26 protein-coding genes are annotated in these 26,119 nt (G+C 67.7%); 18 read left to right on the forward strand and 8 right to left on the reverse strand.

The genetic code is table 11. From position 1 onward, the window contains the following. Positions 1-5: 5 nt before the first annotated feature. Complete coding sequence (gene lspA, locus AC1DCT_RS00535; protein ID WP_477426943.1) at positions 6-695, forward strand: signal peptidase II; 690 nt, start codon at positions 6-8, stop codon at positions 693-695. Positions 696-697: 2 nt separating this feature from the next. After that, on the forward strand, positions 698-1,621 hold the full coding sequence (locus AC1DCT_RS00540; RefSeq protein ID WP_477426945.1) for an RluA family pseudouridine synthase: 924 nt from the start codon (positions 698-700) through the stop codon (positions 1,619-1,621). 29 nt (positions 1,622-1,650) lie between these two features. Here the strand turns inward: AC1DCT_RS00540 and AC1DCT_RS00545 are convergent, their stop codons facing one another. Then, entirely contained in the window at positions 1,651-2,250 is a 600-nt protein-coding gene (locus AC1DCT_RS00545; protein WP_440731449.1) for a TetR/AcrR family transcriptional regulator, read from the reverse strand. Between the two features lie 119 nt (positions 2,251-2,369). Between AC1DCT_RS00545 and AC1DCT_RS00550 the strand changes: the two genes are divergently transcribed. The 4 genes from AC1DCT_RS00550 to AC1DCT_RS00565 are packed head-to-tail and all read left to right on the forward strand — an operon-like array spanning position 2,370 to position 4,861. After that, on the forward strand, positions 2,370-2,984 hold the full coding sequence (locus tag AC1DCT_RS00550; protein ID WP_440731450.1) for a DUF6230 family protein: 615 nt from the start codon (positions 2,370-2,372) through the stop codon (positions 2,982-2,984). Between the two features lie 11 nt (positions 2,985-2,995). Continuing rightward, positions 2,996-3,544 (forward strand): DUF6114 domain-containing protein, encoded by a 549-nt coding sequence (locus tag AC1DCT_RS00555; RefSeq protein ID WP_477426947.1) that lies wholly within the window; start codon positions 2,996-2,998, stop codon positions 3,542-3,544. After that, positions 3,541-4,260 carry a hypothetical protein gene (locus AC1DCT_RS00560; RefSeq protein WP_477426949.1) on the forward strand — a complete coding sequence of 240 codons (720 nt, stop codon included), beginning with the start codon at positions 3,541-3,543 and terminating at the stop codon, positions 4,258-4,260. Before AC1DCT_RS00555 ends, AC1DCT_RS00560 begins: the two co-directional genes overlap by 4 nt. A gap of 28 nt (positions 4,261-4,288) precedes the next feature. Continuing rightward, complete coding sequence (locus AC1DCT_RS00565) at positions 4,289-4,861, forward strand: GNAT family N-acetyltransferase (protein ID WP_477426951.1); 573 nt, start codon at positions 4,289-4,291, stop codon at positions 4,859-4,861. Positions 4,862-4,883: 22 nt separating this feature from the next. Here AC1DCT_RS00565 and AC1DCT_RS00570 read toward each other — a convergent pair whose 3' ends face one another. Beyond that, positions 4,884-5,369 (reverse strand): NUDIX hydrolase, encoded by a 486-nt coding sequence (locus tag AC1DCT_RS00570; protein WP_477426953.1) that lies wholly within the window; start codon positions 5,367-5,369, stop codon positions 4,884-4,886. A 191-nt stretch (positions 5,370-5,560) separates the two neighbouring features. Here AC1DCT_RS00570 and dnaE point away from each other — a divergent pair, with 191 nt between their 5' ends. From dnaE to AC1DCT_RS00595, 5 genes are all read left to right on the forward strand, one after another. Continuing rightward, positions 5,561-9,079, forward strand: coding sequence for a DNA polymerase III subunit alpha (gene dnaE, locus AC1DCT_RS00575; RefSeq protein ID WP_477426955.1), 3,519 nt, complete (start codon positions 5,561-5,563; stop codon positions 9,077-9,079). A gap of 146 nt (positions 9,080-9,225) precedes the next feature. Next, the gene (locus tag AC1DCT_RS00580; protein ID WP_477426956.1) at positions 9,226-10,713 is read left to right on the forward strand and encodes a CvpA family protein; all 1,488 of its coding nucleotides are present in this window, start codon (positions 9,226-9,228) and stop codon (positions 10,711-10,713) included. A 6-nt stretch (positions 10,714-10,719) separates the two neighbouring features. Then, positions 10,720-12,054: a histidinol dehydrogenase gene (gene hisD / locus AC1DCT_RS00585; protein ID WP_477426958.1), complete on the forward strand. Its 1,335-nt coding sequence runs from the start codon at positions 10,720-10,722 to the stop codon at positions 12,052-12,054. A gap of 10 nt (positions 12,055-12,064) precedes the next feature. Then, on the forward strand, positions 12,065-12,538 hold the full coding sequence (nrdR, locus tag AC1DCT_RS00590; RefSeq protein ID WP_440731458.1) for a transcriptional regulator NrdR: 474 nt from the start codon (positions 12,065-12,067) through the stop codon (positions 12,536-12,538). Between the two features lie 45 nt (positions 12,539-12,583). Further along, entirely contained in the window at positions 12,584-13,606 is a 1,023-nt protein-coding gene (locus AC1DCT_RS00595) for a quinone-dependent dihydroorotate dehydrogenase (protein ID WP_477426959.1), read from the forward strand. 92 nt (positions 13,607-13,698) lie between these two features. On the opposite strand, the gene AC1DCT_RS00600 is transcribed toward AC1DCT_RS00595, so the two are convergent. After that, positions 13,699-14,256, reverse strand: a complete 558-nt coding sequence (locus AC1DCT_RS00600; protein ID WP_477229266.1) for a DUF3043 domain-containing protein — start codon at positions 14,254-14,256, stop codon at positions 13,699-13,701. A 54-nt stretch (positions 14,257-14,310) separates the two neighbouring features. On the opposite strand from AC1DCT_RS00600, the gene AC1DCT_RS00605 reads away from it, so the two are divergent. From AC1DCT_RS00605 to AC1DCT_RS00630, 6 genes are all read left to right on the forward strand, one after another. Then, a complete protein-coding gene (locus AC1DCT_RS00605; protein ID WP_477426961.1) occupies positions 14,311-15,726 on the forward strand; it encodes a M20/M25/M40 family metallo-hydrolase in 1,416 nt (471 codons plus the stop codon). A gap of 117 nt (positions 15,727-15,843) precedes the next feature. Beyond that, positions 15,844-16,203: an iron-sulfur cluster insertion protein ErpA gene (erpA, locus tag AC1DCT_RS00610; RefSeq protein ID WP_233309172.1), complete on the forward strand. Its 360-nt coding sequence runs from the start codon at positions 15,844-15,846 to the stop codon at positions 16,201-16,203. 121 nt (positions 16,204-16,324) lie between these two features. Continuing rightward, entirely contained in the window at positions 16,325-17,230 is a 906-nt protein-coding gene (gene ctaC / locus AC1DCT_RS00615; RefSeq protein WP_440731462.1) for an aa3-type cytochrome oxidase subunit II, read from the forward strand. Positions 17,231-17,235: 5 nt separating this feature from the next. Next, complete coding sequence (gene ctaD / locus AC1DCT_RS00620; RefSeq protein WP_441978114.1) at positions 17,236-18,963, forward strand: aa3-type cytochrome oxidase subunit I; 1,728 nt, start codon at positions 17,236-17,238, stop codon at positions 18,961-18,963. A gap of 3 nt (positions 18,964-18,966) precedes the next feature. Then, a complete protein-coding gene (locus AC1DCT_RS00625; RefSeq protein WP_441978115.1) occupies positions 18,967-19,401 on the forward strand; it encodes a cytochrome c oxidase subunit 4 in 435 nt (144 codons plus the stop codon). A gap of 142 nt (positions 19,402-19,543) precedes the next feature. After that, entirely contained in the window at positions 19,544-19,918 is a 375-nt protein-coding gene (locus AC1DCT_RS00630) for a nuclear transport factor 2 family protein (protein WP_477426963.1), read from the forward strand. Positions 19,919-19,988: 70 nt separating this feature from the next. Here the strand turns inward: AC1DCT_RS00630 and AC1DCT_RS00635 are convergent, their stop codons facing one another. From AC1DCT_RS00635 to ctaE, 5 genes are all read right to left on the reverse strand, one after another. Continuing rightward, positions 19,989-20,408 (reverse strand): rhodanese-like domain-containing protein, encoded by a 420-nt coding sequence (locus tag AC1DCT_RS00635; protein ID WP_440731466.1) that lies wholly within the window; start codon positions 20,406-20,408, stop codon positions 19,989-19,991. Between the two features lie 85 nt (positions 20,409-20,493). Beyond that, positions 20,494-22,305: a cytochrome bc1 complex cytochrome b subunit gene (gene qcrB, locus AC1DCT_RS00640; protein ID WP_477426965.1), complete on the reverse strand. Its 1,812-nt coding sequence runs from the start codon at positions 22,303-22,305 to the stop codon at positions 20,494-20,496. After that, the gene (gene qcrA, locus AC1DCT_RS00645) at positions 22,302-23,375 is read right to left on the reverse strand and encodes a cytochrome bc1 complex Rieske iron-sulfur subunit (protein WP_440731468.1); all 1,074 of its coding nucleotides are present in this window, start codon (positions 23,373-23,375) and stop codon (positions 22,302-22,304) included. Before qcrA ends, qcrB begins: the two co-directional genes overlap by 4 nt. Before the next feature lie 33 nt (positions 23,376-23,408). After that, entirely contained in the window at positions 23,409-24,206 is a 798-nt protein-coding gene (qcrC, locus tag AC1DCT_RS00650) for a cytochrome bc1 complex diheme cytochrome c subunit (RefSeq protein ID WP_477229260.1), read from the reverse strand. A 21-nt stretch (positions 24,207-24,227) separates the two neighbouring features. After that, positions 24,228-24,860 carry an aa3-type cytochrome oxidase subunit III gene (gene ctaE, locus AC1DCT_RS00655; protein WP_440731470.1) on the reverse strand — a complete coding sequence of 211 codons (633 nt, stop codon included), beginning with the start codon at positions 24,858-24,860 and terminating at the stop codon, positions 24,228-24,230. Positions 24,861-25,041: 181 nt separating this feature from the next. Here ctaE and trpD point away from each other — a divergent pair, with 181 nt between their 5' ends. Then, positions 25,042-26,106, forward strand: a complete 1,065-nt coding sequence (gene trpD / locus AC1DCT_RS00660) for an anthranilate phosphoribosyltransferase (RefSeq protein WP_440731471.1) — start codon at positions 25,042-25,044, stop codon at positions 26,104-26,106. The last annotated feature ends 13 nt before the right edge of the window (positions 26,107-26,119 follow it).

Consider the following 26,119-nt stretch of genomic DNA (forward strand, 5'->3'; position numbering starts at 1 on the left):
CCCCGTTGACCCGGCGTCAACCGCTTCACGGTTCGGCGGCCGGCGCGATCATTGCGATTCTCGCAGTGCTCGTGCTGGCCGCCGATCAGTTTGTGAAGCATCTCACCATCACGAACCTCCCGCTGGAGCAGACAGTCCCCGTTCTCGGCGGCTTCCTGCAGCTCTTCTACGTCCGCAATTCCGGGGCCGCGTTCTCCATCGGCGCCGGTTACACGTGGATCTTCACCATCGCCCTCGCCGTCGTCGCGTGCGTGATCGTGTGGAAGGCGTTCGCGGTGCGCGCACGCCTGTGGGCCGTCGTGCTCGGTGCACTCCTCGGCGGTGTGCTCGGGAACCTCACCGACCGCGTCTTCCGCGAACCGGGTTTCGGCGTCGGACACGTCGTCGACATGATCTCGATGCCGTGGATGCTGCCGGCGATCTTCAACGTCGCGGACATCTTCATCGTCAGCGGCATGATCTCGATCGCCTTGCTGATCATCACAGGCCTCCGCCTCGACGGCACTCGTGAGCGGGATCACAAGGATGAGGCGGCTGCTGAACCGTCCGACCATGACACATCGGGATCCGACCGCATCGACGACGACTCCGCCGGGACCGAAGGCGCATCTGCCGACATCGCTGCCCAGGACGTGGCGACGAGTGCCGATCCGCAGAGCCCCGCTCGGCGCGACGGTGCAGGATCCGAGGCCTGATCGTGGAATCGCGCTCTCTTCCGGTCCCGGACGGACTGGACGGTGTCCGTGTCGATGCGGCGCTGGCGAAGATGCTCGGGTTCTCCCGCACGTTCGCGGCAGAGGTCGCCGAGGCCGGGGGAGTGGCGCTCGATGGTGTCGTCCTGGGCAAGTCGGACAAACTGCGCGCCGGCGGCTGGCTCGACGTGGAATGGGCGCCCAAACAGGAGCTCCGGATCGAACCCATCGCGGTGCCGGAGCTCGGCATCGTCTATGACGACGACGACATCGTGGTGGTCGACAAGCCCACCGGGGTCGCTGCGCACCCGTCCGTGGGCTGGGAGGGCCCGACGGTCGTCGGCGCTCTCGCCGCAGCAGGCTTCCGGATCGCCACCAGCGGGGCGCCCGAGCGTCAGGGCGTCGTACATCGCCTCGATGTCGGAACCAGCGGCCTCATGGTGGTTGCGAAGACCGAGGCGGCCTACTCCGCACTCAAGCGGGCCTTCAAGGAGCGCACGGTCGAGAAGATCTACCACGCGGTCGTGCAGGGGCACCCGGATCCGCTCGCAGGCACGATCGACGCTCCGATCGGGCGGCATCCGAACCACTCCTGGAAGTTCGCGGTGATCCCTGACGGCAAGCCGTCGGTCACCCATTACGAGACGCTCGAGGCGTTCCCCGGCGCATCGCTGCTGGAGATCCACCTCGAGACCGGCCGGACGCACCAGATCCGTGTGCACATGGCCGCGCACAGGCACCCGTGCGTGGGGGACCCGCTGTACGGTGCCGACCCGACCCTGTCGGCGCGGCTGGGCCTGACGAGGCAGTGGCTGCACGCGCACCGGCTCGGTTTCGCGCACCCCACCACCGGGGAGTGGGTCCAGACGGAGTCTCCGTACCCCGCCGATTTCCGGCACGCGCTGGACGCGCTCCGCGGCGAGGACTGAGTCTTCGGCATCCGCGTTCGGATCCGAGATCAGAGTGGCAGCTCCCCTGTCGCCGACACCACGCCTTCAAGGGTCGCCTCCAGGAACCGGACGACCACCTCTGGGTCCTCGTCGCGGTCGATGACGAGGCTGATCAGTGTCTCCTCGGTGAAGGAGACCCAGGCGCGCAGGGCGACGCGGAGCCCCGGGGTGTCCGGCGTGCCGAGTTCGGTGAACGCGTCGAGAAGACGCGCGGCGTTGAGGTCACGCGACTCGTCGACCACGCGCCGGACGGCGGGGTCGCCGCTCGCGATCCCGCGCACCAGAGAGTGGAACGTGCCCTGATGCTGCCGCACGAACTCCGTGATGCGCAGCAGAGTGTCGCGCACTCGCGCCCGCGGCTCCAGGTCATCGCGCGGCTCGGAGGCGAGCAGCAGACTGTCCCTCGCCATGGTCACCACCGCGAGGTGCATGCCCTGCCTGGTCTCGAAGTAGTGGAACAGGAGAGGCCGTGACACTCCGGCGCGCTGGGCCAGCACGTCCATCGTGAGTTCGTCCAGGGAATGCTCGGCGAGGAAGTTCACCCCGGTCGCGACGAGCTGCGCACGACGCTCCTCAGGAGTGAGTCTGGCGCGTCGCAGGTCGGGCATACCCCGAGCCTAGCGGGATGCGCAGCGATGGCCGTGTCCGGTATTGACTCTGAGTCAACGGGCAATATACTCGACCAGGTGAACGCCGCCATCGCAGCCGGCGCACTGGAGGAGGATCGATGAAGTTCCCGAAGTCCGACCGTGTCCGCAAGTTCGGGTCGTCCCACGCAGGCCGTATCGCCCTCGTCGCCATTCCGGCGGGCGTGGTCGCCGCAGCGCTGATGGGCGGCGTCGCCCAGGGCGCGGTACCCGTGTCGTTCGCCGTATCGGGGAGCCAGTTCCAGATCGGCGCCTCCCAGCTCGAGGGCACCGGTTTCTCGCAGTACGCCGGTGTCGCGAAGGACACGGAGGGCAAGGAGCACACCGTCGCCATCGCGAACATCAAGAGCGCCACGCTCAACGACCTCTGCCAGTCGGTGATCACCGACACGCCGCTCGGCAAGGTCGGCGTGCTCATCAAGGCGGGTGGCAACGGCAACCCGGCGTCCGCCAGCGATCTGCAGATCGGCATGACCGGCCTCAAGGGCGACGCCTCCTTCGGTGCGATCCGCATCGGCGTGGACGCCTCCACCGTCAACACCGAGGCGAAGGGCTCCGCCGGAGACTTCGCTCAGGACGCCGACACCGTCTCGATCAAGAACCTGCAGCAGACGGCCTGGAGCACTCAGGCCTCGGTGTTCACCCTCACGGGCATGACGCTGGAGCTGACGGACGGTTCGCAGGGATGCTTCTGAACGAGGCCACGATGACCGACGAGACCAGCGCATCCGGATCCGCACGGCGTGATCGTCGGGATGCCGCGGCTCCCGTGCTGCGGCCGGTGCGCAACGGGGCAGAGTCCGCGCCGGCCGTCGTCGCGGGTGGCGTCGACCACACCGTCGATGCGAGTGCCGCGCCCGAGGAGACATCGTCCGCGCGAGGATTCCGGCACTGGCGGCGGCAGCGTCCGTTCATCGGGGGACTGCTCGTCGCCGTCGGCGGTATCGAGATGTTCTTCTCCGGACAGCTCGACATCGGGCATCTGCACGTCCAGCTGGGCATCGAGGGGCTGCAGGCGACGATCATCCCGATCGCGCTGCTGCTGCTCGGGATCCTTGCGATCACGATGCCCGCGCACCATGTCTTCTACGGCATCCTGGCCCTGGTCGTCGCCATCTACTCGCTGATCGGAGTGAACCTCGGCGGCTTCATCGCGGGGATGCTCCTGGCCGGGACCGGGGCGGTGCTCGTCGTCGCCTGGATGGGGCCGCGCGATCCCGTGCCTGCGGACGGATCCGAGGAGGCGGCTTCGTGAAGGCGCAGCGCCGCCACGGTGCCGTACTCCTGGCATCGCTCGCCCTCGTCGCGCCGATGATGCTCGGTGCCGCCGCTGTTCCAGCGTCGCAGCCGGCGGGGCTGTGCATCCCGCTGCTGTGGTGCCCCTCCCCGAGCCCGACCCCGACGACGCCCCCGCCCACGTCGGGCCCCTCCGTGCCGGGGCTGCCCGCCGTGCCGGGAGCTCCGACGATCCCCGGCGCCACGACGCCGAGCGTTCCAGGAGCCGCCGCGCCGGCGCCCGCTCCGACCCCTGTCGTGGCGGCGAAGGACGAGGGCGCTCCGATCTTCACGAAGACTCCGGCCTCCATGGGGTCGCAGGGGCTGTCGTTCACCGGGCTGAGCGGCATCGCGATCGTGGACGTGCCGACGATCGACGGCGGCACCGTTCGCGCTCTGAAGATCTCCGCGGACTCGATCACGATCTCGGGGTTCTCCCTCACCGTCCGGCCGCCGGACAAGGCCGGGCTCGTCACGAACGCCGACACCATGACCCTCACCGGGCACGTGAGCGTGTATCTGGGCTCGATCACGGCGACCACCCAGGACGGGCGTGGCCTGACCCTGGGAACGGACACACCGCCGCCCCTGGACGATGTGAAGCCCGGCCTGCTGCGCGTCACGATGGGCCTCGTGGGCACCGTCGCGGACTCGATCAGCTACACGAACACGGACCAGCGCATCGTCGAGCCGTGATGTCTGCCCTCCGGGGCAGACTGGGGACATGAGCATCGAAGTGCGCCCCGCAACCGTCTTCGACGACGTCGCGACGCTCGTCGGGCCGAAGAACCCGACATCGCAGTCGTGCTTCTGCCTGAGCTATCGGATCCCCAGCAAGGAGAGCCAGGCGCTGCGCGGTGAGGCCAGAGCGGCGAGGGTTCGCGAGCTGTGCGAGCAGGATCCGGCACCGGGAGTGATCGCCTACCTCAACGATGAGCCGGTGGGATGGGCCGCGGTCCACCCGCGGCGCGATACGAGCTTCGCCCGCAACCGGCTGATCCCGCACGTCGACGACCTCGACGTATGGTCGCTGTGGTGTCTGCGTGTGCGACCGGGGTACCGGAAGCAGGGCATCACGCACACGCTGATCGACGGAGCCGTCGCCTATGCGCGGGACAGCGGCGCGCCGGCGATCGACGGGTACCCGGTAGACAACCGGGGTGCGAAGGTCGATCTGACGATGGCCTATGTCGGCACGCGGGCGCTGTTCGAGTCGGCCGGCTTCACAAATGCTGCGGACACCGGATCCGTGCTCAACGGGTTCCCCCGTGTGCTGATGCGCCGGGATCTGCGCTGAGCACCCGAGCAGCAGCGGGCTCTCAGGTCCGCGGCGGTCGCCCGCCGCGGAAGTGCGCAGGGTCGTCCTCGGCCATGGCGAGCGCGATCTTGCGGACGTGGGCATCGTCGACGTCACCCATCGCGGCGAGGTCGTAGAAGCCGACCTCGGTGAGTTCGCCGTCGGAAGGGTGCGGCTCGCCCGAGATCCACGCGCAGCGGAAAACCAGATCCAAGTAGTCGACCTCGTCGCCATTCGTGTAGGTCACACGGGGGAGCTGCTGCACGAGGGCGAGCCGCTCGACCTTCACGGCCACGCCGGCTTCCTCGAGACACTCCCGCACGGCGGTGTCCGCCGGCTCCTCGCCGGGTTCCACGATGCCGGAGACCGCCTGCCATGCGCCGTTGTCCGCGCGCTTGCCGAGCAGCACCTTCTCGTCGCGGAACACGATCGCGGTGACGCCGACGAGGTTCAGCGGGGCATGGCCCACATGCTCCCGGAGGGCGAGGACGAAGTCGGGAGTGGTCATCGGATCAGGGTACCGGGCGTCTCCTGAACCGAATGGCTGGAGGAATACCGTTCGGCTGGTGGAATCGGGTGGAATCGCCCGCCGGCTGGCATCTCGCCAGCCAAATGGATGCGGGCCCAAAGGAAGTGATGGTGACGCCCATCGGCGGGCGCGGCACCTCGATGTCCCACCCGGAAACGTAGACTCGAAGCATGGCATCAGACTCCTTCGTCCACCTGCACGTGCACAGCGAGTATTCGATGCTGGACGGGGCTGCGCGCATCGGGCCGCTGGTGCAGGAGGCCGTCGCGCAGGGCATGCCGGCGGTCGCTGTCACCGACCATGGCAACACTTTCGCCGCGTTCGAGTTCTACAAGGCGGCCCAGGCCGCCGGCGTCAAGCCGATCATCGGCATCGAGGCCTACGTCACCCCGGGAACGCACCGCAGCGACAAGTCGCGCGTGCAGTGGGGCTCTCCCGAGCAGCGCCGCGATGATGTCTCCGGATCCGGTGCCTACACGCACATGACGCTGCTCTCGGAGACCACCGAGGGCATGCACAACCTGTTCCGCCTCTCCTCGACCTCGAGCCTGGAGGGCTACTACTTCAAGCCGCGCATGGACCGCGAGATCCTGCAGAAGTACTCCAAGGGTCTGATCGCGACGACCGGATGCCCCTCGGGTGAGATCCAGACCCGCCTGCGCCTGGGCCAGTACGACGCGGCGCGTGCGGCGGCCGCGGAGTTCCAGGACATCTTCGGCAAGGAGAACTACTTCGCCGAAATCATGGATCACGGTCTCGAGATCGAGCGCCGCGTCACCGGCGACCTGCTCAAGATCGCGAAGGACCTCGGGATCCCGCTCGTCGGCACGAATGACCTGCACTATACGCACCAGCACGACTCGACCAGTCACGCGGCTCTGCTCTGCGTGCAGTCGGGCTCCACCCTCGATGACCCGAACCGGTTCAAGTTCGACGGCGACGGCTACTACGTGAAGTCCGCAGCGGAGATGCGCCAGGTGTTCCGCGATCACCCCGAGGCGTGCGACAACACGCTGCTCATCGCCGAGCGCTGCGACGTCTCTTTCAACACCGGTGCCAACTTCATGCCGCGCTTCCCCGTCCCGCAGGGAGAGACGGAGGAGAGCTGGTTCATCAAGGAAGTCGAGAAGGGCCTGCAGTACCGATACCCGGGCGGTATCCCGGACGCGGTGCGCAAGCAGGCGAACTACGAGGTCGAGGTGATCTCGTCCATGGGGTTCCCGGGCTACTTCCTCGTCGTCGCCGACTTCATCAACTGGGCGAAGGACAATGGCGTGCGTGTGGGTCCCGGACGTGGGTCCGGTGCGGGCTCCATGGCGGCCTACGCGATGAGGATCACAGACCTCGACCCGCTCGAGCACGGCCTGATCTTCGAGCGGTTCCTCAACCCCGATCGCGTCTCCATGCCCGACTTCGACGTCGACTTCGACGACCGTCGTCGTGGCGAGGTGATCCAGTACGTGACCGAGAAGTACGGCGACGAGCGCGTCGCGCAGATCGTCACGTACGGCACGATCAAGGCGAAGCAGGCGCTGAAGGACGCGGGCCGTGTGCTCGGCTTCCCGTTCAGCATGGGGGAGAAGCTCACCAAAGCCATGCCGCCGCCCGTGATGGGCAAGGACATGCCGCTGGACGGCATGTTCAACCCGGAGCACCCGCGGTACAAGGAGGCCAGCGAGTTCCGCGTCGTGATCGAGTCCGATCCCGAGGCGAAGACCGTGTTCGACACTGCCCTGGGCCTGGAGAACCTGAAGCGCCAATGGGGTGTGCACGCCGCCGGCGTGATCATGTCCTCGCATCCGCTGATCGACATCATCCCGATCATGAAGCGCGAGCAGGACGGCCAGATCGTCACGCAGTTCGACTACCCGTCCTGCGAGTCCCTCGGCCTCATCAAGATGGACTTCCTGGGGTTGCGCAACCTCACGATCATCTCCGACGCCCTCGCGAACATCCGGATGAACCGGGGCGAGGAGCTCGTACTCGAGGACCTCGCGCTCGACGACCGGCCGTCCTACGACCTGCTCACCCGCGGCGACTCGCTGGGCGTGTTCCAGCTCGACGGCGGTCCGATGCGTGCGCTGATGCGTCTGATGAAGCCGGACAACTTCGGCGACATCTCGGCCCTCATCGCGCTGTACCGCCCGGGCCCCATGGGCGCCAACTCCCACACGAACTACGCGCTCCGCAAGAACGGCCTGCAGGAGATCACCCCGATCCACCCGGAGTTCGCCGAGTCGCTGAAGGACATCCTGGAAGAGAGCTACGGCCTCATCATCTACCAGGAGCAGGTGATGGCGATCGCGCAGCGGGTGGCCGGGTTCTCTCTCGGCCAAGCCGACATCCTGCGCCGCGCGATGGGCAAGAAGAAGAAGTCGGAGCTGGACAAGCAGTTCGAGGGCTTCCAGGCCGGCATGCACGCGAACGGATACTCGGACGGCGCCGTCAATGCGCTCTGGGAGATCCTGCTGCCGTTCTCCGACTACGCCTTCAACAAAGCGCACTCCGCCGCCTACGGTGTCATCTCGTACTGGACGGCGTACCTCAAGGCGCATTACCCCGCGGAGTACATGGCCGCGCTGCTCACGAGCGTCGGCGACTCCAAGGACAAGATGGCGCTCTACCTGAACGAGTGTCGCCGCATGGGCATCAAGGTGCTGCCGCCCGACGTGCGCGAGTCGATCAACTTCTTCGCCGCCGTCGGCGAGGACATCCGCTTCGGTCTCGGCGCTGTGCGCAACGTCGGATCCAACGTCGTCGAGGGCATCGTCCAGGGGCGTCAGGAGGAGAACTTCACCTCCTTCCACGATTTCCTGAAGAAGGTGCCACTGCACGTGGCGAACAAGCGCACGGTCGAGTCGCTGATCAAGGCCGGAGCGTTCGATTCGATGGGCGACACGCGGCGCGCGCTCGTGGAGATCCACGAGGACGCCGTCGAGGCGTCGGTGGGCCAGAAGCGGAACGAGGCGCAGGGCGCGATCGGCTTCGATTTCGACAGCCTGTACGACGAGATCGAAGAGGTGGCTCCGCCCAAGGTGCCGGTACGTCCGGAATGGACGAAGAAGGACAAGCTCGCGTTCGAGAGAGAGATGCTCGGCCTGTACGTCTCCGACCATCCGCTCGCCGGTCTCGAGGTTCCCCTCGCGAAGCATGCCTCGATCGGGATCAACAGCCTGTTGGAGTCCGAAGACCTGCAGGACGGCGACCAGGTGACCGTCGCAGGGCTCGTCACGAGCGTGCAGCACCGCGTCGCCAAGGCCAGCGGCAACCCCTACGGCATGATCACCGTCGAGGACTTCGGCGGCGAGATCACCATCATGTTCATGGGCAAGACGTATCTGGAATTCCAGAGCACGCTGCAACAGGACACGATCCTCGCGGTGCGCGGGCGCGTCTCCCGTCGCGACGACGGAATGAACCTGCACGCGCAGTCGGCGTTCACGCCCGACGTCGGATCCTTCGACGCCGCGGGTCCGCTGTCGCTATTGGTGCCCGAGCAGCGCGCCACGGAGCGGGTCATCGAGGATCTCGCGGACGTTCTGCGCCGGCATGCGGGCGAGACCGAGGTCATGCTGAAGATGCATCGCGGCGGCCGTGCCAAGGTCTTCGAAGTGCCCATGCCGGTGACCGTCACCGCGGACCTGTTCGGCGACCTGAAGTCGCTGCTCGGCCCGCAGTGCCTGGGCTGAGCAGGGCGCCGCTTTCCTCTCCTCCCTGCCCGCGCTTCCCTCGGGTACGCGAGTACCGCACAGGGGCTCCCCACCGCCGCCAGGTAGTATCTGGTCCCGTTCGACGGCCGAAGTCCCCAGCGGCCGCACGACGAAAGGAAGTACTGATGACCGGCGACGTCCCCTCCGCTGAGATGGCGCAGGACGAACAGAATCCGACATCGAGCCCCCTCGCCTCGTCTGACACGGAAGTCGACGACGGACCCCTGCCCGCTGCCGCCCCGCAGCAAGGCTGGTTCGGTTTCACGCTGCGCGAGCTGATCGTCATCGCGGCATGGGTGGTCGCGTTCGCGCTGTCCTTCGTGCCGGGTGCCGGGAGCGTCCTGGACGCCTCCGCGACGGTCTGGACGATGAACGGCGCCTGGGCGCTGGCGATCGGCGTGCCGACCGCGGCCGTGTTCCTCGTCGTACTGCGACGACTGTCTCCCGAGGGGATCCGCCGGGTCGGATCCCTCGGCATCGACCAGTTCGCTTCGGTCTCCTTCTCCGTCGCCCTGGTCAGCTGGGTCGTGCTGCTGTGGCAGCAGCTGGATCTGGTCGCTGCGACACGACGGTCCGCGCTGGTCACCTGGCCGCTGTGGCTGGAGATCCTGCTGGCGCTGGTCCTCGTCGCCGTCACGGTGTTCGCAGCCCTCATCCCCGGGATCCGCGAGGACTTCGAGGACCGCATCGAGACGCTCGCGCACCGCAACGCGAACCCCGTGCGACCGGTGTTCTCGCGGCCGCGTCCCGTGCGCGCGCGGGGGAGCATCTCCGACCCGCAGAACGAGGACGATGTGGATCCGGGACTGCTGCACGAGAACGAAGTCGGAGCCGCAGGACATCTCTCCGCCACCGGGGTCACCGGTGCAGTGGTGCAGGGCGAGGCGGGCTACGTACCCGAGCATCACCGGGAGTCCTTCCTCGCATCGCAGGAGAACGACGGATCCGCGCCCGCATCGGCGGAGAACCCCTCTGCCGCGGGGATGCCGAGGGTCGCAGACGACGCCCCCTTCGACGTCGTGCCCGCGGAGGATGCGCCGACCGAGGCGATCCTGGAGGCGCCATCCGAGATCCGCCAGGACGCGGTCCCCGAGACCCGGCAGGACTCCGAGACACAGACCTCGACCACGGACTCAGCGGAAGAAGAAGAAGAAGGCGAACCCGCCACGCGCGCGGACGCCCGCCGCGCCGCCGATGCAGAAGCGTCGCCGGCATCGGGGCCCGACGCGTACGCCGGGCACGGATCCGCCGATGAGCAGGATGCAGCCGCCGCGCCGCACGACCTGTCCGACACCATGACCCAGGTCCTCGGCGATCTGCTCGAGCCCTCGCCTTCGGACGAGGTGGCCACGCACGCGGTCGACGTCGTGCCGCAGGAGCGCAACCGGGACGGTGCCGCAGCATCAGCGGCGCGGGATGAGCAGCCCCAGCCGTTCTGGGCGCTCGCGCCCGACACCCGGGCCGTGCATGACGCACGCGGTGACACGATTTTCACAATCGGACCCGAAGCATGGATCCTTGTTCTCGAGGACCGCGGTGGCGCCTTCGTGGTGCGCCACGACGACGGTCGCGTGGGCTACCTGCACGACACCGAGAACATGACCCGAGGCTGAGGACGCATGCAGACGATCGACCTGAGGGGACGCTCCCTCTCCACCGCCGAGATGCTGGCCGTCGTGCCACGCGCGACCGCCGCCCGCGCCGAGGCGCTGGCGACCGCGACCGCGATCGTGGAGGACGTGCGCGTCCGCGGCGAGGAGGCACTGCGTGAGCAGGCCGAGCGTTTCGACAAGGTCAGCGGGCACGCGATCCGGGTTCCTCGCGAGCACCTCGACGACGCTCTCGCCGGTGTCGACCCGCAGGTGCGGGACGCGCTGGAGGCGGCGATCGAGCGGGTGCGCCGGGGCTCCGCCGCGCAGGTGCCCGCGCCGCAGGTCACCGAGATCGAGCCGGGCGCCCGTATCGTGCAGCGCTGGCAGCCGGTCGGACGGGTCGGCGTCTACATCCCCGGCGGGAAAGCTCCCCTCGCCTCGAGCGTCGTGATGAACGTCGTGCCCGCTCAGGTCGCGGGCGTCGAGAGCATCGCCCTCGCCTCCCCGCCGCAGTCGGCAGAAGACGGCCGGATCCACCCGACCATCCTCGCCGCGGCCGCCCTGCTCGACGTGGACGAGGTCTACGCGATCGGCGGTGCAGGTGCGATCGGCGCTCTCGCGCACGGTGTCGCGGCGATCGGACTCGACCCGGTCGATGTCATCTCCGGACCGGGCAACAACTATGTCGCCTCCGCGAAGCGCGCCGTTGCCGGCGTCGTCGGGACGGACTCCGAGGCAGGGGCGACCGAGATCCTCATCGTCGCCGATGCCGCAGCTGACGCTCGTCTTGTCGCCGCGGATCTGATCAGCCAGGCCGAGCACGATGAGCAGGCCTCCGCCGTGCTCGTCACGGACTCGGCTGAACTCGCGGACCGTGTGGCGGCCGAGGTCGCGACGGCCGCAGCCGCCACTCGACACAGCGCGCGCGTGCAGACCGCGCTGGACGGTCCGCAGTCGGCGATCGTGCTGGTCGACGACCGTGCTGCCGCCGTGGCGTTCAGCAATGCCTATGCCCCCGAGCACCTCGAACTGCATCTCGTGGACGCCGAGGAGGCGGCCGCGGTCTTCACGAGCGCCGGTGCCGTGTTCGTCGGAGATCAGACGCCGGTGAGCCTGGGCGACTACATGGCGGGCAGCAACCATGTGCTTCCGACCGGGGGACAGGCGCGCTACGCCTCCGGCCTCGGCGCCTACACGTTCCTCCGCCCGCAGCAGGTGATCTCGTACGACCGCGATGCGCTGGCGCGCGCCCGCAAGGGCGTCGTGGCACTCGCCGACGCGGAGATCCTGCCGGCGCACGGCGAGGCCGTCGAAGCCCGGTTCGCAGTGACGCCGGAGCCGGCCGCGGCGACCGGGGCGTAGGCTTTCACGAATGCACTGCCCGTTCTGCCGCCACCCGGACTCCCGCGTCATCGACTCGCGCACGAGCGATGACGGCCTGTCGATCCGTCGACGCCGCCAGTGCCCGGAGTGCGGCGGGCGGTTCACGACCACCGAGACCGCGAGCCTGAACGTCATCAAGCGATCCGGTGTGATGGAGCCGTTCAGTCGCGAGAAGGTCATCTCCGGCGTCCGCAAGGCCTGCCAGGGGCGCCCCGTCACGGAGGCGGATCTGGCGATCCTCGCGCAGCGCGTCGAGGAGGCCGTACGACAGACCGGTGTCTCGCAGCTGGACACCAACGAGATCGGCCTGGCCATCCTGGGCCCACTGCGGGATCTGGACGAGGTCGCCTACCTCCGCTTCGCGAGCGTGTACCAGGCGTTCGACTCGCTCGAGGACTTCGAGGCGTCCATCGCCGAACTGCGCGCCGATCATCAGAGGGCGGCCGAGCAGACGGCGCTCTGAGCAACGGGTCGGTATCAGGCGCCTGACCCCGGTAGCCTGGCAGGAATGTATGCCCTGCTCTTCCGCCTCGTCCTCGCGCGCTTCGATCCCGAATTCGCCCACCATGCCGGCATGGTCGTGGTGCGGATTCTCGGGGTGCCTCCGTTCTCCTGGGCCGCGCGTGCGCTGACCCGGCCGGCGGCGGGCGACGAGGTGCGGGCACTGGGGCTCACATTCCCGACGCCGTTCGGTATCGCGGCGGGGTTCGACAAGAACGCGGTCGGCGTGCGCGGGTTGTCCGCGCTCGGCTTCGGACATGTCGAGGTCGGTACGATCACGGCCATCCCGCAACCGGGCAACCCCAAGCCGCGCCTGTTCCGGCTCATCCCGGATCGCGCCGTGGTGAACCGCATGGGCTTCAACAACGCCGGTGCCGAAGCCGCGGAGAAGCGACTCTGGAAGCTCCGCCGCCGCAGGCCGGCCGCCGTCATCGGCGTCAACATCGGCAAGAGCCGCGTGGTCGCCGTCGAGGACGCGACCGCCGACTACGTCGCATCGGCCGTGCGCCTCGCGCCGCTCGCGGACTACCTCGCGATCAACGTCTCGTCGCCGAACACGCCGGGCCTTCGGGGGCTGCAGGCCGTCGAGACCCTCGCACCGCTGCTGCGCGCCGTGAAGGCGGCGGCCGGTGCGACCCCCCTGCTGGTGAAGATCGCCCCGGATCTTCCCGATGACGAGGTCACTGCGATCGCGGAGCTCGCCGTCGCCGAGGGGCTGGACGGACTCGTCGCCACCAACACCACGATCACCCGCGACGGTCTCGTCACGGATCCGGAGAAGGTCGCCGCGGCGGGGGAGGGCGGCCTCTCCGGCGCCCCGCTCAAGGAGCGCTCGCTTGCCGTCCTCCGCCTCGTGCGCGACGCCGTGCCCGCCGACTTCTGCGTCATCTCAGTGGGCGGGGTCGAGACGGGGGCCGAGGTGCGGGAACGGCTCGACGCCGGTGCCACGCTGGTGCAGGGCTACACCGCGTTCCTCTATCGCGGGCCGCTCTGGGCGCGCCAGATCCGCGCGGGGCTGCGTCGCCGCTGAGCCGACGCGGAGGAGCGGCGCATCAGGCCCTACACGAAAAAGGATCCCGGCGCCTTGCGCACGGGATCCTTCTTCTCGTCAGGGGATCCGGATCAGTCCGGGTACTGTCCGCGCTTGACCTGCGGCTTCGGCAGACGCATGAAGCGCATCTGCAGGGATCGCATGGCGGCGTACCAGGCCAGTCCGCGCTCACGCTTGTCCTTGCCGAACTTGTCGGCGATCCGGCGGTTCACGCGGATGCCGAGGAAGACCATGTCGATGATCGCGATCGCGATGAAGCCCCACAGGCCGATGAACGCCCAGTAGGCGACCAGGGTGTTCGGGATCAGCGACACCACGATCACGACGACCATGAGAGCCATGATCCACTCGCTGACATGCCAGCCGGCGTCGACGTAGTCGCGTACCCAGCGACGCTGCGGCCCGCGGTCACGGACCGGGAGGTACTTCTCCTCGCCGTTCGCCATGCCGACGCGCTGCCGCTCCTGGCGCTGGCGAAGGTCAGCGCGCGCCTGCGCCTTGGCCTCTTTGGTGTCCGGCACGAGCGGTCGGCGCCGAGCGGCCTCCTGCTCCGCGCGCGTCGGCGTGCGGCGCCCCTTGCCGTTCGCGTCGGCTGAGTCCTCTGGTGCGGGGGTGGGAGTGCTGGGCACGAAGGCTCCTGATGTCGAGAGAGCGGGAAACGGGTGTTCTCTAAGATTACCTGCATGACTTCTCCCTCCTCCTCGGTCACCGCACCCGGTGACGTCGAAGCCGCCGTCACCGCCGCCGTGAGCACCGGGATCCCCGCTGCGCTCAGCGATCTCGGCGCTCTCGTGCGCATTCCCGGGGTCGCGTGGCCGGCGTTCGATCAGACCCAGCTCGTGCGCAGCGCCGCCGCCGTCGCCGAGCTCGCCGAGGGCACAGGCGTGTTCGACAGCGTGCGCGTGCTGCGTGCGGCCATCCCCGGCACCGACGAGGTCGGCCAGCCCGCGATCCTGGCGCGTCGGGCCGCACGCAACGGCAAGCCCACGATCCTGCTCTACGCGCACCACGACGTCCAGCCCCCCGGGGATGACGAGCTGTGGGACAACCCGCCGTTCGAGCCCACCGTCCGGGACGGGCGTCTGTATGGTCGAGGGGCCGCCGATGACAAGGCCGGGATCATGGCGCACATCGCGTCCATCCGTGCGGTCGCGGAGGCGCTCGGCGATGACCTCGACCTCGGGATCGCGATGTTCATCGAGGGCGAGGAGGAGTACGGATCCCGCTCGTTCGGGCAGTTCCTCAGCGACAACGAGGACGCCCTGCGCGCCGACGCCATCGTCGTGGCCGACTCCGGCAACTGGGACTCCGTCACACCGGGTCTCACGGTGTCTCTGCGTGGCGCGGTGCGCTTCACCCTCACCGTGCGGACCCTCGACCACGCTTCGCACTCCGGCATGTTCGGGGGAGCGGTGCCCGATGCCATGCTCGCGACCATCCGCCTGCTGAACACGCTCTGGGACGAGAACGGATCCGTCGCTGTCGAGGGGCTGACGGTACGCGATGCGGAGACGCCCGAGTACAGCGAGGAGACGCTGCGCGAGGAGACCGGGCTGCTGCCCGGCGTCACGCCCATCGGCGACGGCACGATCCTCAGCCGCATCTGGAACAAGCCCTCGGTCACCGTGATCGGGGTGGACGCCACTTCCGTTGCGGCCGCATCCAACACGCTCTCGCCGGAGACGACGGTCGTGCTGAGCTGCCGCATCGCGCCGGGGCAGAGCGCGGACGACGCGTACGCCGCGCTGCAGGCGCACCTGCGTGCTCATGCGCCCTTCGGCGCGGAGCTCTCCTTCTCCGACGTCGACCTCGGCAACCCGTTCCTGGTCGACACGAGCGGCTGGGCGGTCGGGCTGACGCGCGGCGCCATGAAGGACGGCTACGGCACCGCACCCGTCGACCTCGGTATCGGCGGATCCATCCCGTTCATCGCCGACCTGGTGGAGCGCTTCCCCGGCGCGGAGATCCTCGTGACCGGCGTGGAGGACCCGCACGCGCGGGCGCACAGCCCCAACGAGTCGCTGCACCTGGACACCTTCCGCCACGCCGTGGCGACGGAGGCGCTGCTGCTCACCCGGATGAACGAGATCACCCTCTGACGAGGAAGGGCGCATCGATCGCGGCCATGACCGGCCGCGCTCGATGCCGCCCTCGTGCGCGGCGGTAGACTCGAAGCACGGGAACCGTGCCGGTGCACGGCCGATCCAAGGAGCGACATGAGCGACATCACCCTCACCCCCGAGACCACCGCCCACGGCGTGAAGCTCACCGACGCCGCCGCGGCGAAGGTGAAGAGCCTGCTGGAGCAGGAGGGTCGCGACGACCTCCGCCTGCGCGTCGCCGTGCAGCCCGGCGGCTGCTCCGGCCTGATCTACCAGCTGTACTTCGACGAGCGCTATCTCGAAGGCGACGAGACCGTCGATTTCGATGGCGTCGAGGTGATCGTCGACAACATGAGCGTGCCGTATCTCGACGGCGCGGCGATCGACTTCAAGGACACCATCTCGGAGCAGGGATTCACGATCGACAACCCCAACGCGCAGGGTTCCTGCGCCTGCGGCGACAGCTTCCACTGAGCCGCGAAATCCCTTCTCCCACCCCTGCGCCATCCACGCCGAACCTGCGTGGATGGCGTGAATCGGGTGTGAGCTTGCCCTAGACTGGGGTAGCCCACGTCCGTGATCTGAAAGGTGCATCGTGCCCTCGAAACGCCGCCTTCGTTGGGCCGCACTCCCCCTGGGAGTAGCGGCAGCCGTGGCCCTCTCGGGATGTGCCCCGCTCATGGAGCGCGGCTTCCTGCCCGGCTTCGACGACGGCACTCACGCGACGAATCAGACCGAGCGCGTCACGTCGCTCTGGGTCAACTCGTGGATCGTCCTCCTCATCGTCGGCCTCATCACCTGGGGTCTCATGGGCTGGGCTGCGATCGCCTACCGGCGTCGTAAGGGACAGACCGGCCTGCCGGTGCAGCTGCGCTACAACATGCCGATCGAGATCTTCTACACGCTCGTTCCGCTGATCCTGATCTTCGGCATGTTCGCCTTCACGGCGCGCGATCAGACGATCATCGAGACCCAGTACGGCCCGGGCAATGAGCCCGATGTCTCGATCACCGCGATCGGCAAGCAGTGGGCGTGGGACTTCCAGTACGACGGCACGGAGAAGGACAACTCCGACGCCGTCTGGACCATGGGTGTCCAGGCCCAGCCCGACAAGGCCGGCAACATCGATCAGGCCGCCCTGCCCACGCTGTACCTGCCGGTCGACAAGAAGGTGAAGATCACCCTGCAGTCGCGCGACGTGATCCACTCCTTCTGGATCATCGACTTCCTGTACAAGAAGGACATGTACATCGGCAAGGACAACTCCTGGTCGTTCACGCCGACCCGTGAGGGCACCTACCAGGGCAAGTGCGCCGAGCTCTGCGGCGAGTACCACTCGATGATGCTCTTCAACGTGAAGGTCGTCAGCGATGCGGAGTACCAGTCGTACTTGACCAAGCTCAAGGACGAGGGCAACACGGGCGACATCACCGACGCCTACGACCGCCTCACCAACTTCCCCGGCACCGGGAAGCCCGCGACTGACTCGGAAGCGAAGTAAGCAGAATGACGAGCACTCTTCCCGACACCTCCGAGGCCGGCGCGCGTCCGACGACGATCCCGCCGCGTCAGGCGGCTCTGCTCAGCTCGACCCGCGTCGAGCAGAAGGGCAACATCGTCGTCAAGTGGATCACCTCCACCGACCACAAGACGATCGGATACATGTATCTGATCGCCTCGGTGCTGTTCTTCCTCCTCGGCGGCGTGATGGCCCTCATCATCCGCGCTGAGCTGTTCTCGCCGGGCATGCAGATCGTGCCGACGAAGGAGCAGTACAACCAGCTGTTCACGATGCACGGCACGATCATGCTGCTGATGTTCGCGACCCCGCTGTTCGCGGGCTTCGCGAACGCGATCCTCCCGCTGCAGATCGGCGCCCCCGACGTGGCGTTCCCGCGTCTGAACGCCTTCGCGTTCTGGCTGTTCCTGTTCGGTTCGACCATCGCGGTCGCGGGCTTCCTCACGCCGCAGGGCGCGGCCTCGTTCGGGTGGTTCGCCTATCAGCCACTCGCGAGTGCGTCGTTCACTCCGGGTGCCGGCGGCAACCTCTGGATGCTGGGGCTCGGCATGTCCGGTTTCGGCACGATCCTCGGCGCCGTGAACTTCATCACCACGATCATCACCATGCGTGCGCCCGGAATGACGATGTGGCGCATGCCGATCTTCTCGTGGAACACGCTGATCACCAGCCTGCTGGTGCTGATGGCGTTCCCGGTGCTGGCCGCCGCCATCCTGGCCGCTGCCGCCGACCGCGTGCTCGGCGCGCACATCTACGACCCGGCCAACGGTGGCGTGCTCCTCTGGCAGCACCTGTTCTGGTTCTTCGGCCACCCCGAGGTCTACATCATCGCGCTGCCGTTCTTCGGCATCGTGTCGGAGATCTTCCCGGTGTTCAGCCGCAAGCCGATCTTCGGGTACAAGACCCTGGTCTACGCGACGATCGCGATCGCGGCGCTGTCTGTGGCCGTGTGGGCGCACCACATGTATGTGACCGGCGGGGTGCTGCTGCCGTTCTTCGCCCTGATGACGATGCTCATCGCCGTCCCCACGGGTGTGAAGATCTTCAACTGGATCGGCACGTTGTGGCGAGGGTCCGTGACCTTCGAGACGCCGATGGTGTTCGCCCTCGGCTTCCTGGTGTCGTTCGTCTTCGGCGGACTGACCGGCGTCATCCTGGCGTCTCCGCCGCTGGACTTCTTCCTCTCCGACTCGTACTTCGTGGTCGCGCACTTCCACTACGTGGTGTTCGGAACGGTCGTGTTCGCGATGTTCGCCGGTTTCTACTTCTGGTGGCCGAAGTGGACCGGCCGGATGCTCAACGAGCGCCTCGGCTACGTGCACTTCTGGATGCTGTTCATCGGCTTCCACATGACCTTCCTCATCCAGCACTGGCTGGGTGTCGACGGCATGCCGCGTCGCTACGCCGACTACTCGGCCTACGACAACTGGACGTGGGAGAACCAGGTCTCGACCATCGGCGCCATCATCCTGGGCGCGTCGATGCTGCCGTTCTTCCTGAACGTGTGGCTGACCGCCCGCAAGGCGCCGAAGGTAACCGTGAACGACCCGTGGGGCTATGGCGCCTCGCTCGAGTGGGCGACGTCCTGCCCGCCGCCGCGGCACAACTTCACCTCGATCCCGCGTATCCGCAGCGAGCGTCCGGCGTTCGACCTCAACCACCCGGAGGCCGCCGAGCACCCGGTTGCTGCGGCCGCTGACGGAAAGGCCCGCTGACCCATGCGCGACAACATCGTTCTGTGGTGGATCCTCACCGCATTCTTCGCCCTCATGGGCGTGACCTACACGGTCTGGAACCTGGTCGCGCACGCCGGTGAGCCCCCCGTGAATGCGATCGAGTGGGTCGGCACCGTCGCCCTGTTCTTCGCAACGTTCATGGGCGCGATGATCGCGTTCTACCTCGACCGCACCCACAAGGCACAGGGCGGCACGCTGCCCGAGGACATCCTCACCAGCGACATCGATGACGGCGATCCGGAGCTCGGCGAGTTCAGCCCGTGGTCCTGGTGGCCGATCGTCCTCGCGGGCGCCGCGGCGGTCGGCATGATCGCTCTCGCCGTGGGCGTGTTCCTCTTCCCGGTCGCGCTGGCAATCTTCGTGGTCGCGATCGTCGGCTGGGTCTACGAGTACTACCGCGGTCACTTCGCCCGCTGAGCGGAGATCCCCGCGAGAAGGCCCTGGAGCGACGCTCCAGGGCCTTCTCCGTATGTCCGCGCCAGGCGTTCGTCGTCGGCGATCGTGGAACGGGTGGTGAGGTCGGAGTCTTGGGCCCGGTAGAAGCTAATAGCCTGGTTACATGACGGCAGTTGCGCTTCTGAGTGGTTTGATGTCGGCGATTGATGATCATCGCTGGAGCGATCTGCATGACTATCTTCACGAGGACTTCTCCTGCCGATACGTTCATACCGGTGAGTCCTTCGACCGTGGGTCCTGGACTCGCCTGAACGCGGAGTATCCGGGATTCGAGCACTTGCGCGTCGAAGAGATCGTTGGGACGTCGGATCGCGCGGCCTGTCGTTCCCATGTCACCGCAAGTGGCCGCGCGGGCGTGGATCATTTTGAGTGTGCGACGTTCGTCCGAGTGCGAGATGGACTGATCGACCAGATGACCGAGGTCTGGACAGATGTATCGCAGACCGCGCCCGTCGGAACCCGGGCAGAGGCTACCTGACCCTCTGCGGTGACCGCCATGAGCCTGGCGGGCGCCGCACGGGAGAAGGCGCGGAGAAGCGGCGACGTCGTCAGGCGTGTGTGCGGACGCGGGCGATGCCCGTGAGGGGATCCACCGGGCGCCGGTGCACGCCATCGGCGTCTTCGACGGGGTAGCCCTCACGTACCCAGTACTCGAAGCCGCCGATCATGAGCTTCACGTCGTATCCGAGCTTGGCGAACTCCAGGGCGCCCTTGTCACCTGCGTTGCAGCCAGGGCTCCAGCAGTAGACCACCACGGGGGTGCCCAGGGGGATCTCCTGCGGCGCCCTTGCTGCGATCTCGCTGTAATGCATGTGGATCGCATCGACGATGCGCCCTTGGGCCCAGGCGTCGTCGCTGCGGACGTCGACGACGGCGAGCTGTTCGCCGGCCTTGCGGGCGGCGTGCACATCGCTCGCATCGGTCTCGTGGGTGAGCTTCGCGGCGAAGTGGTCCATGGCGGAGGTCATACCGCCAGGTTACTCCGGCGCAGTGACAGGCAACGACGAAGGCCCCGTCTTGTGACGGGGCCTTCGATCGAGCTGGGGGAGCGGCCTACTCGCCGCCCTCCTTCGCCTGCAGGGATTCCGGGGCGAGCGCCGAGCTGGGCGTGTTCGGAGTCTCGCTGACGTGGCCCGTGTCGACCGGTGCGATCTGGTCCTCGCTCACACCGGCACGGGTGTGCGACGCCACGATCTCGTCGTGAGCGGCCTCGTTCGTGTCGTGCAGCGCGTGCCGCTGGTGCGCGTCGGCTGCGGCGACCTCGGCCTGCGTGAGCGGCGACAGGCGGTCCTCGAAGAACCAGCGCGACATAGAGGAGCGCAGGTTCTGCGTCCACGGAATGCGGCCCTTGGCATTCGGGCGGACCACCAGCGGCTCGTACACCTCGGTGTCGATGAGCTTCCAGCGGTCGTACACGTCGACCGGCTTGTGGACCTCGATGAACTCGCCACCCGGAAGGCGCACGATCCGACCGGACTCGTAGCCGTGCAGCACGATCTCGCGGTCCTTCTTCTGCAGCGCGATGCAGATGCGCTTCGCGATGAAGTAGCTGAGGACCGGGCCGATGAACAGCGTCGCCTGGAGGGTGTGGATCACGCCCTCCATCGTCAGCGAGAAGTGCGTCGCGATGAGGTCGGATGCCGCGGCCGCCCACAGCGTGGCGTAGAAGACCATGCCGGCCACGCCGATCGCGGTACGAGTGGCCGAGGTGCGGGGACGCTGCGCGATGTGGTGCTCGCGCTTGTCGCCGGTGATCCAGGCCTCGATGAAGGGGTAGATCGCCACCAGGACGATGAACAGGCCCAGTACCAGCACCGGGATGATGATCCCGAACGACCAGGTGTGGTCGAGGAACACGACATCGAGGTTCGACGGGGCAAGACGCAGCGCGCCGTCCGCGAAGCCGATGTACCAGTCCGGCTGCGTACCCGCCGACACGGGGGAGGGGTCGTACGGGCCGTAGTTCCAGATCGGGTTGATCTGGAACAGCGAGGCGATCAGTACGATCACACCGAACGTGATGAACAGGAAGCCGCCCATCTTCGACATGTAGATCGGCATCATCGGGTAGCCCACGACGTTCTCGTCCGTGCGGCCGGGGCCGGCGAACTGCGTGTGCTTGTTGATCACCATCAGCATGAGGTGCAGCACGACCAGGCCGATCACCAGGAGCGGCAGGATCAGGATGTGCAGCGTGTAGAGGCGCCCCACGATCTGGTCGCCCGGGAACTCGCCGCCGAACAGCATGAACGAGGTCCAGGTGCCGATCAGCGGGAGGCCCTTGATCATGCCGTCGATGATGCGCAGACCGTTGCCCGAGAGCAGGTCGTCGGGGAGCGAGTAGCCGGTGAAGCCCTCGGCCATGGCGAGGACGAACAGCACGAAGCCGATCACCCAGTTCAGCTCACGGGGCTTGCGGAACGCGCCCGTGAAGAACACGCGCAGCATGTGCACGCCGATGCCGGCCACGAAGGTCAGCGCCGCCCAGTGGTGGATCTGGCGGACCAGCAGGCCGCCGCGCAGATCGAACGAGATGCGCAGCGTCGAGTCGAGGGCCGCGGACATCTCCACACCGCGCATGGGCGCGTAAGCCCCGGCGTAGTGGGTGGGCACCATCGACGCCTGGAAGAAGAACGTCAGGAAGGTGCCGGACAGCAGCACCACGACGAAGCTCCACAGTGCGATCTCGCCGAGCATGAACGACCAGTGATCGGGGAAGATCTTCCGGCCGAGCTCCTTGACGAAGCCGGAGAGGCTCGTCCGCTCATCGATGTAGTTGGAGAGACCGCCGACGAATCGGCCGCCCAGGGGCGCCTCCGAAGGCTTCTCCGAGGACTTCTGCTCGGTAACAGTTGCGGTGCTCAATGACGCTCCCAGAAGCTCGGACCGACGGGTTCGTGGAAATCGCTCTGCGCGACGAGGTAGCCCTCGTCATCGACGGTGATCGGCAGCTGCGGCAGCGGGCGTGCGGCCGGTCCGAAGATCACCTTCGCGTGCTCCGTGACGTCGAACTGCGACTGGTGGCACGGGCAGAGCAGGTGGTGGGTCTGCTGCTCGTACAGCGCAACAGGGCAGCCGACGTGCGTGCAGACCTTGGAGTAGGCGACGATGCCGTCGTAGGACCACGTCTTGCGCTCCTCGGACTCGATGAGCTGCTCGGGGAGCAGACGCATCAGCAGGACGATCGCCTTGGCCTTCTCTTCGAGGTAGCCCTCCTCGTGGCCGACCTTGCTGAGCGGCTCCGGGATCACGTGCACGGCCGAGCCGATCGTGATATCGGCGGCGCGGATGGGCGTTCCATCGGGGTCGTGCGCAAGGCGCATGCCCTTCTCCCACATCGTGTGCTTGAGCAGCTGCACCGGGTCGCCCGCGATCGGGTTCTCCGGGGTGCTGTGCGGGGCGAGACCGCGGAAGAGCGCGAGACCGGGGACGACCGAGGCGACGACCGCGGCGATGAGCGAGTTGCGGATCATCACACGGCGCCCGAACCCGGACTCCTCGTTCGCGTCTGCGAAGGCCTTGATCGCGGCCTCGCGGGTGGAGTCGCGGCCACGGGTGGGGTGGCGGTATTCGATGTGCTCGTGGTCCGCCATGATCGCCTTCGACCAGTGGATCGCACCGAGACCGAGTGCGAGCAGGGCGAGGGCGATTCCGAGGCCGATGAACAGGTTGTTGTAGCGCACGTCGATGAGCGAGCCGCTCTCGATCGGGAACAGCATGTAGGCGGCGACCGCCCAGATGCTGCCTGCGAGCGAGAGGTAGAAGAGCGTGTAGACCGTGCGGACAGCGGCGTTCATCGCCTTCGGGTCCTGGTCGGTGACGCGCTCGCGGTGCGCGGGCAGCCCCGGGTTGTGCGCGGGGTCGCTGACGTCGACGCTCAGCCCGGCCGGTGCCTGATAGGTCCGGTCAAGAGCGTGCGGGTCGTCGTGTGCCATGGTTCTCCTCGTACGTTCTTCGATATGTCGGCGTCAGTTGGACTTCGCCGTGATCCACACGGTGATGGCGACCAATGCGCCGATTCCGAAGATCCAGATGAACAGACCCTCCGAGACGGGTCCGAGGGATCCGAGGTCCATACCGCCGACCTGGGTCGCGTTCTGCTGGAAGAGCAGCGCGGAGATGATGTCGCGCTTGTCTTCGGCCGAAAGGTTCATGTTGCCGAAGACCGGCATGTTCTGCGGACCGGTGACCATGGCGGCGTACATGTGCAGTGCGCTGGTCTTCATCAGGCCCGGGGCGTACTTGCCCTCGGTCAGAGCGCCACCGGCGCCCGCGACGTTGTGGCACATCGCGCAGTTGATGCGGAACAGCTCGGCACCGTGCGCGACATCGCCCTTGCCGTCGAGGATCTTCTCCTCGGGGTAGGTCGGGCCGGGCGCCACGGACTGGACCCAGGCGGCGACGTTCTTGATCTGCTCCTCGGAGAACTGCGGGTGCTTCTGCGGAGCCTGGGGGCCCTGCATCTGCAGCGGCATGCGCCCGGTGGACATCTGGAACTCGACCGCGAGCTCGCCGACGCCGTACAGGCTCGGTCCGGTGGCGGTGCCCTGCAGGTTCATGCCGTGGCAGGTGGCGCAGTTCGCCTGGAACAGCTTCTGCCCGTCCTCGGTCGAGACCGCGGCGGTGACGGACGCCGGCTCGGTCGCGGCGAACGCCGCACTCGCGCCGGCGTAGACGCCGCCGGTGATCATCAGGCCTGCGCCGATCAGAGCCGCAGCGGCCAGGGGGCTGCGACGGCCAGTACGGCGCTTCTTCTCACGTGCCATGTCGGGAATCCGCTCCGCTTCTTACTTGAGGAAATAGATGACGAAGAACAGCACGATCCAGACGACGTCGACGAAGTGCCAGTAGTAGGACACCACGATCGCGGTCGTCGCCTCCTTGTGCGTGAAGTTCTTGACGGCGAAGGCGCGGCCGAGGGTCAGCAGGAACGCGACCAGACCGCCGGTGACGTGCAGAGCGTGGAAGCCCGTGGTGATGTAGAACGCGGAAGCGTAGGAGTCGGCCGAGATCGGCATGCCCTCCGCGACCAGCTGCGAGTACTCCCAGACCTGGCCGGACACGAAGAACGCGCCCATGGCGAAGGTCAGCCAGAACCACGGCACCATGCCCCAGCGCTTGCGTCCCTTGTCGTTCACCGACGTGTAGGGCTGCATGCGCTCCGCGGCGAAGACACCCATCTGGCAGGTGAACGAGGACGCCACCAGGACCAGGGTGTTGATCGCGGCGAACGGCACGTTCAGGCTCTCTGTGCGTGATGCCCAGAGCTCCGGAGAGGTGCTGCGCAGGGTGAAGTAGATCGCGAAGAGTCCCGCGAAGAACATCACCTCACTGCCGAGCCAGACAATGGTTCCCACAGCCACCGGGTTGGGGCGCTTGATCGTTCTCGCCGCCGGGGCATACGTCGCTGAGGTCGTCACCCGTCCATTATGGCCGATCCGAGACGCCGATTGTCGCACCGGCGGCGGCGGTTCAGCCCGTCCGGGCCTCGGTGTGGCCTCGGAACCAGCCGCGAATCCCCTGAGAGACGCGGGCTTGCGGGCGGGTCGCCGGGTGCCGGAGCGGGGATCACGACTGCATCACATCGCTAGGATCGCTGGCATGGCGGATGTTCTGACCTGGCCCGATGTCCTCTCCACGCTCCTCGCCGGGCGTGACCTGAGCGTCTACGAGTCGACCTGGGCGATGCGTCAGGTGATGCGCGGGCAGGCCACCCAGGCGCAGCTGGCCGGCTTCCTCGTCGGGCTGCGCGCCAAGGGGGAGACGATCGACGAGGTGGTCGGCTTCCGCGACGCCATCCTGGAAGCGGCCGTGCCGCTGCCCGTGTCCTCGGATGTGCTGGACATCGTGGGAACCGGGGGAGACCGGATCGGGACCGTGAACGTGTCCACCACCGCCGCCATCATCATCGGCGCGACCGGCATCCCGGTCGTCAAGCACGGAAATCGCGCGGCCAGCTCCGCGTCCGGATCCTCCGACGTGCTCGGCGCGCTCGGCCTCCAGCTCACCCTCGACCCGCAGGCCGTCGCCGAGATCCTGGACCGTACCGGCATCACGTTCGCCTGGGCGGGGGCGTTCCACCCCGGGTTCAAGAACGCGGGCGCCGTCCGCGCAGAGCTCGGTGTGCCGACCGTGTTCAACATGCTCGGCCCGCTGTGCAACCCGGCGCGCGCCGAAGCGAATGCGGTGGGCGTCGCCCAGCTCGACCGGGTGCCGCTCATCACCGGCGTGTTCCGCACCCGCGGCGCCACGGCTCTCGTGTTCCGCGGTGACGACGGACTGGACGAGCTCACGACGACCGGGCACAGCCGTATCTGGGAGGTCACCCGCGGAGACATCCACGAGCACGACCTGGATCCGCGCGACCTGGGCATCCCGCTCGCCGATCTCGCCGACCTCATCGGCGGCTCCCCGGAGCACAACGCGGGCGTGCTGCGCCGCACGCTGGAAGGCGAGCGCGGCGCCGTGCGCGACATCGTGCTGCTGAACGCGGCGGCCGGCATCGTCGCCTACGAACTGTCCCACGACGCGTCCCAGGCGCAGGTGCCGATCGTGCAGCGTCTGCGCGCCGCCCTGGGCCTCGCCGAAGCAGCCGTGGACGACGGGCGCGCACTCGCGAAGCTGGACGCGTGGGTCGCGGCATCCAAGGAGCTCGCCGCGAGCTGAGCGGCGCAGGGAC

Source organism: Microbacterium sp. 10L49 (assembly GCF_056395125.1).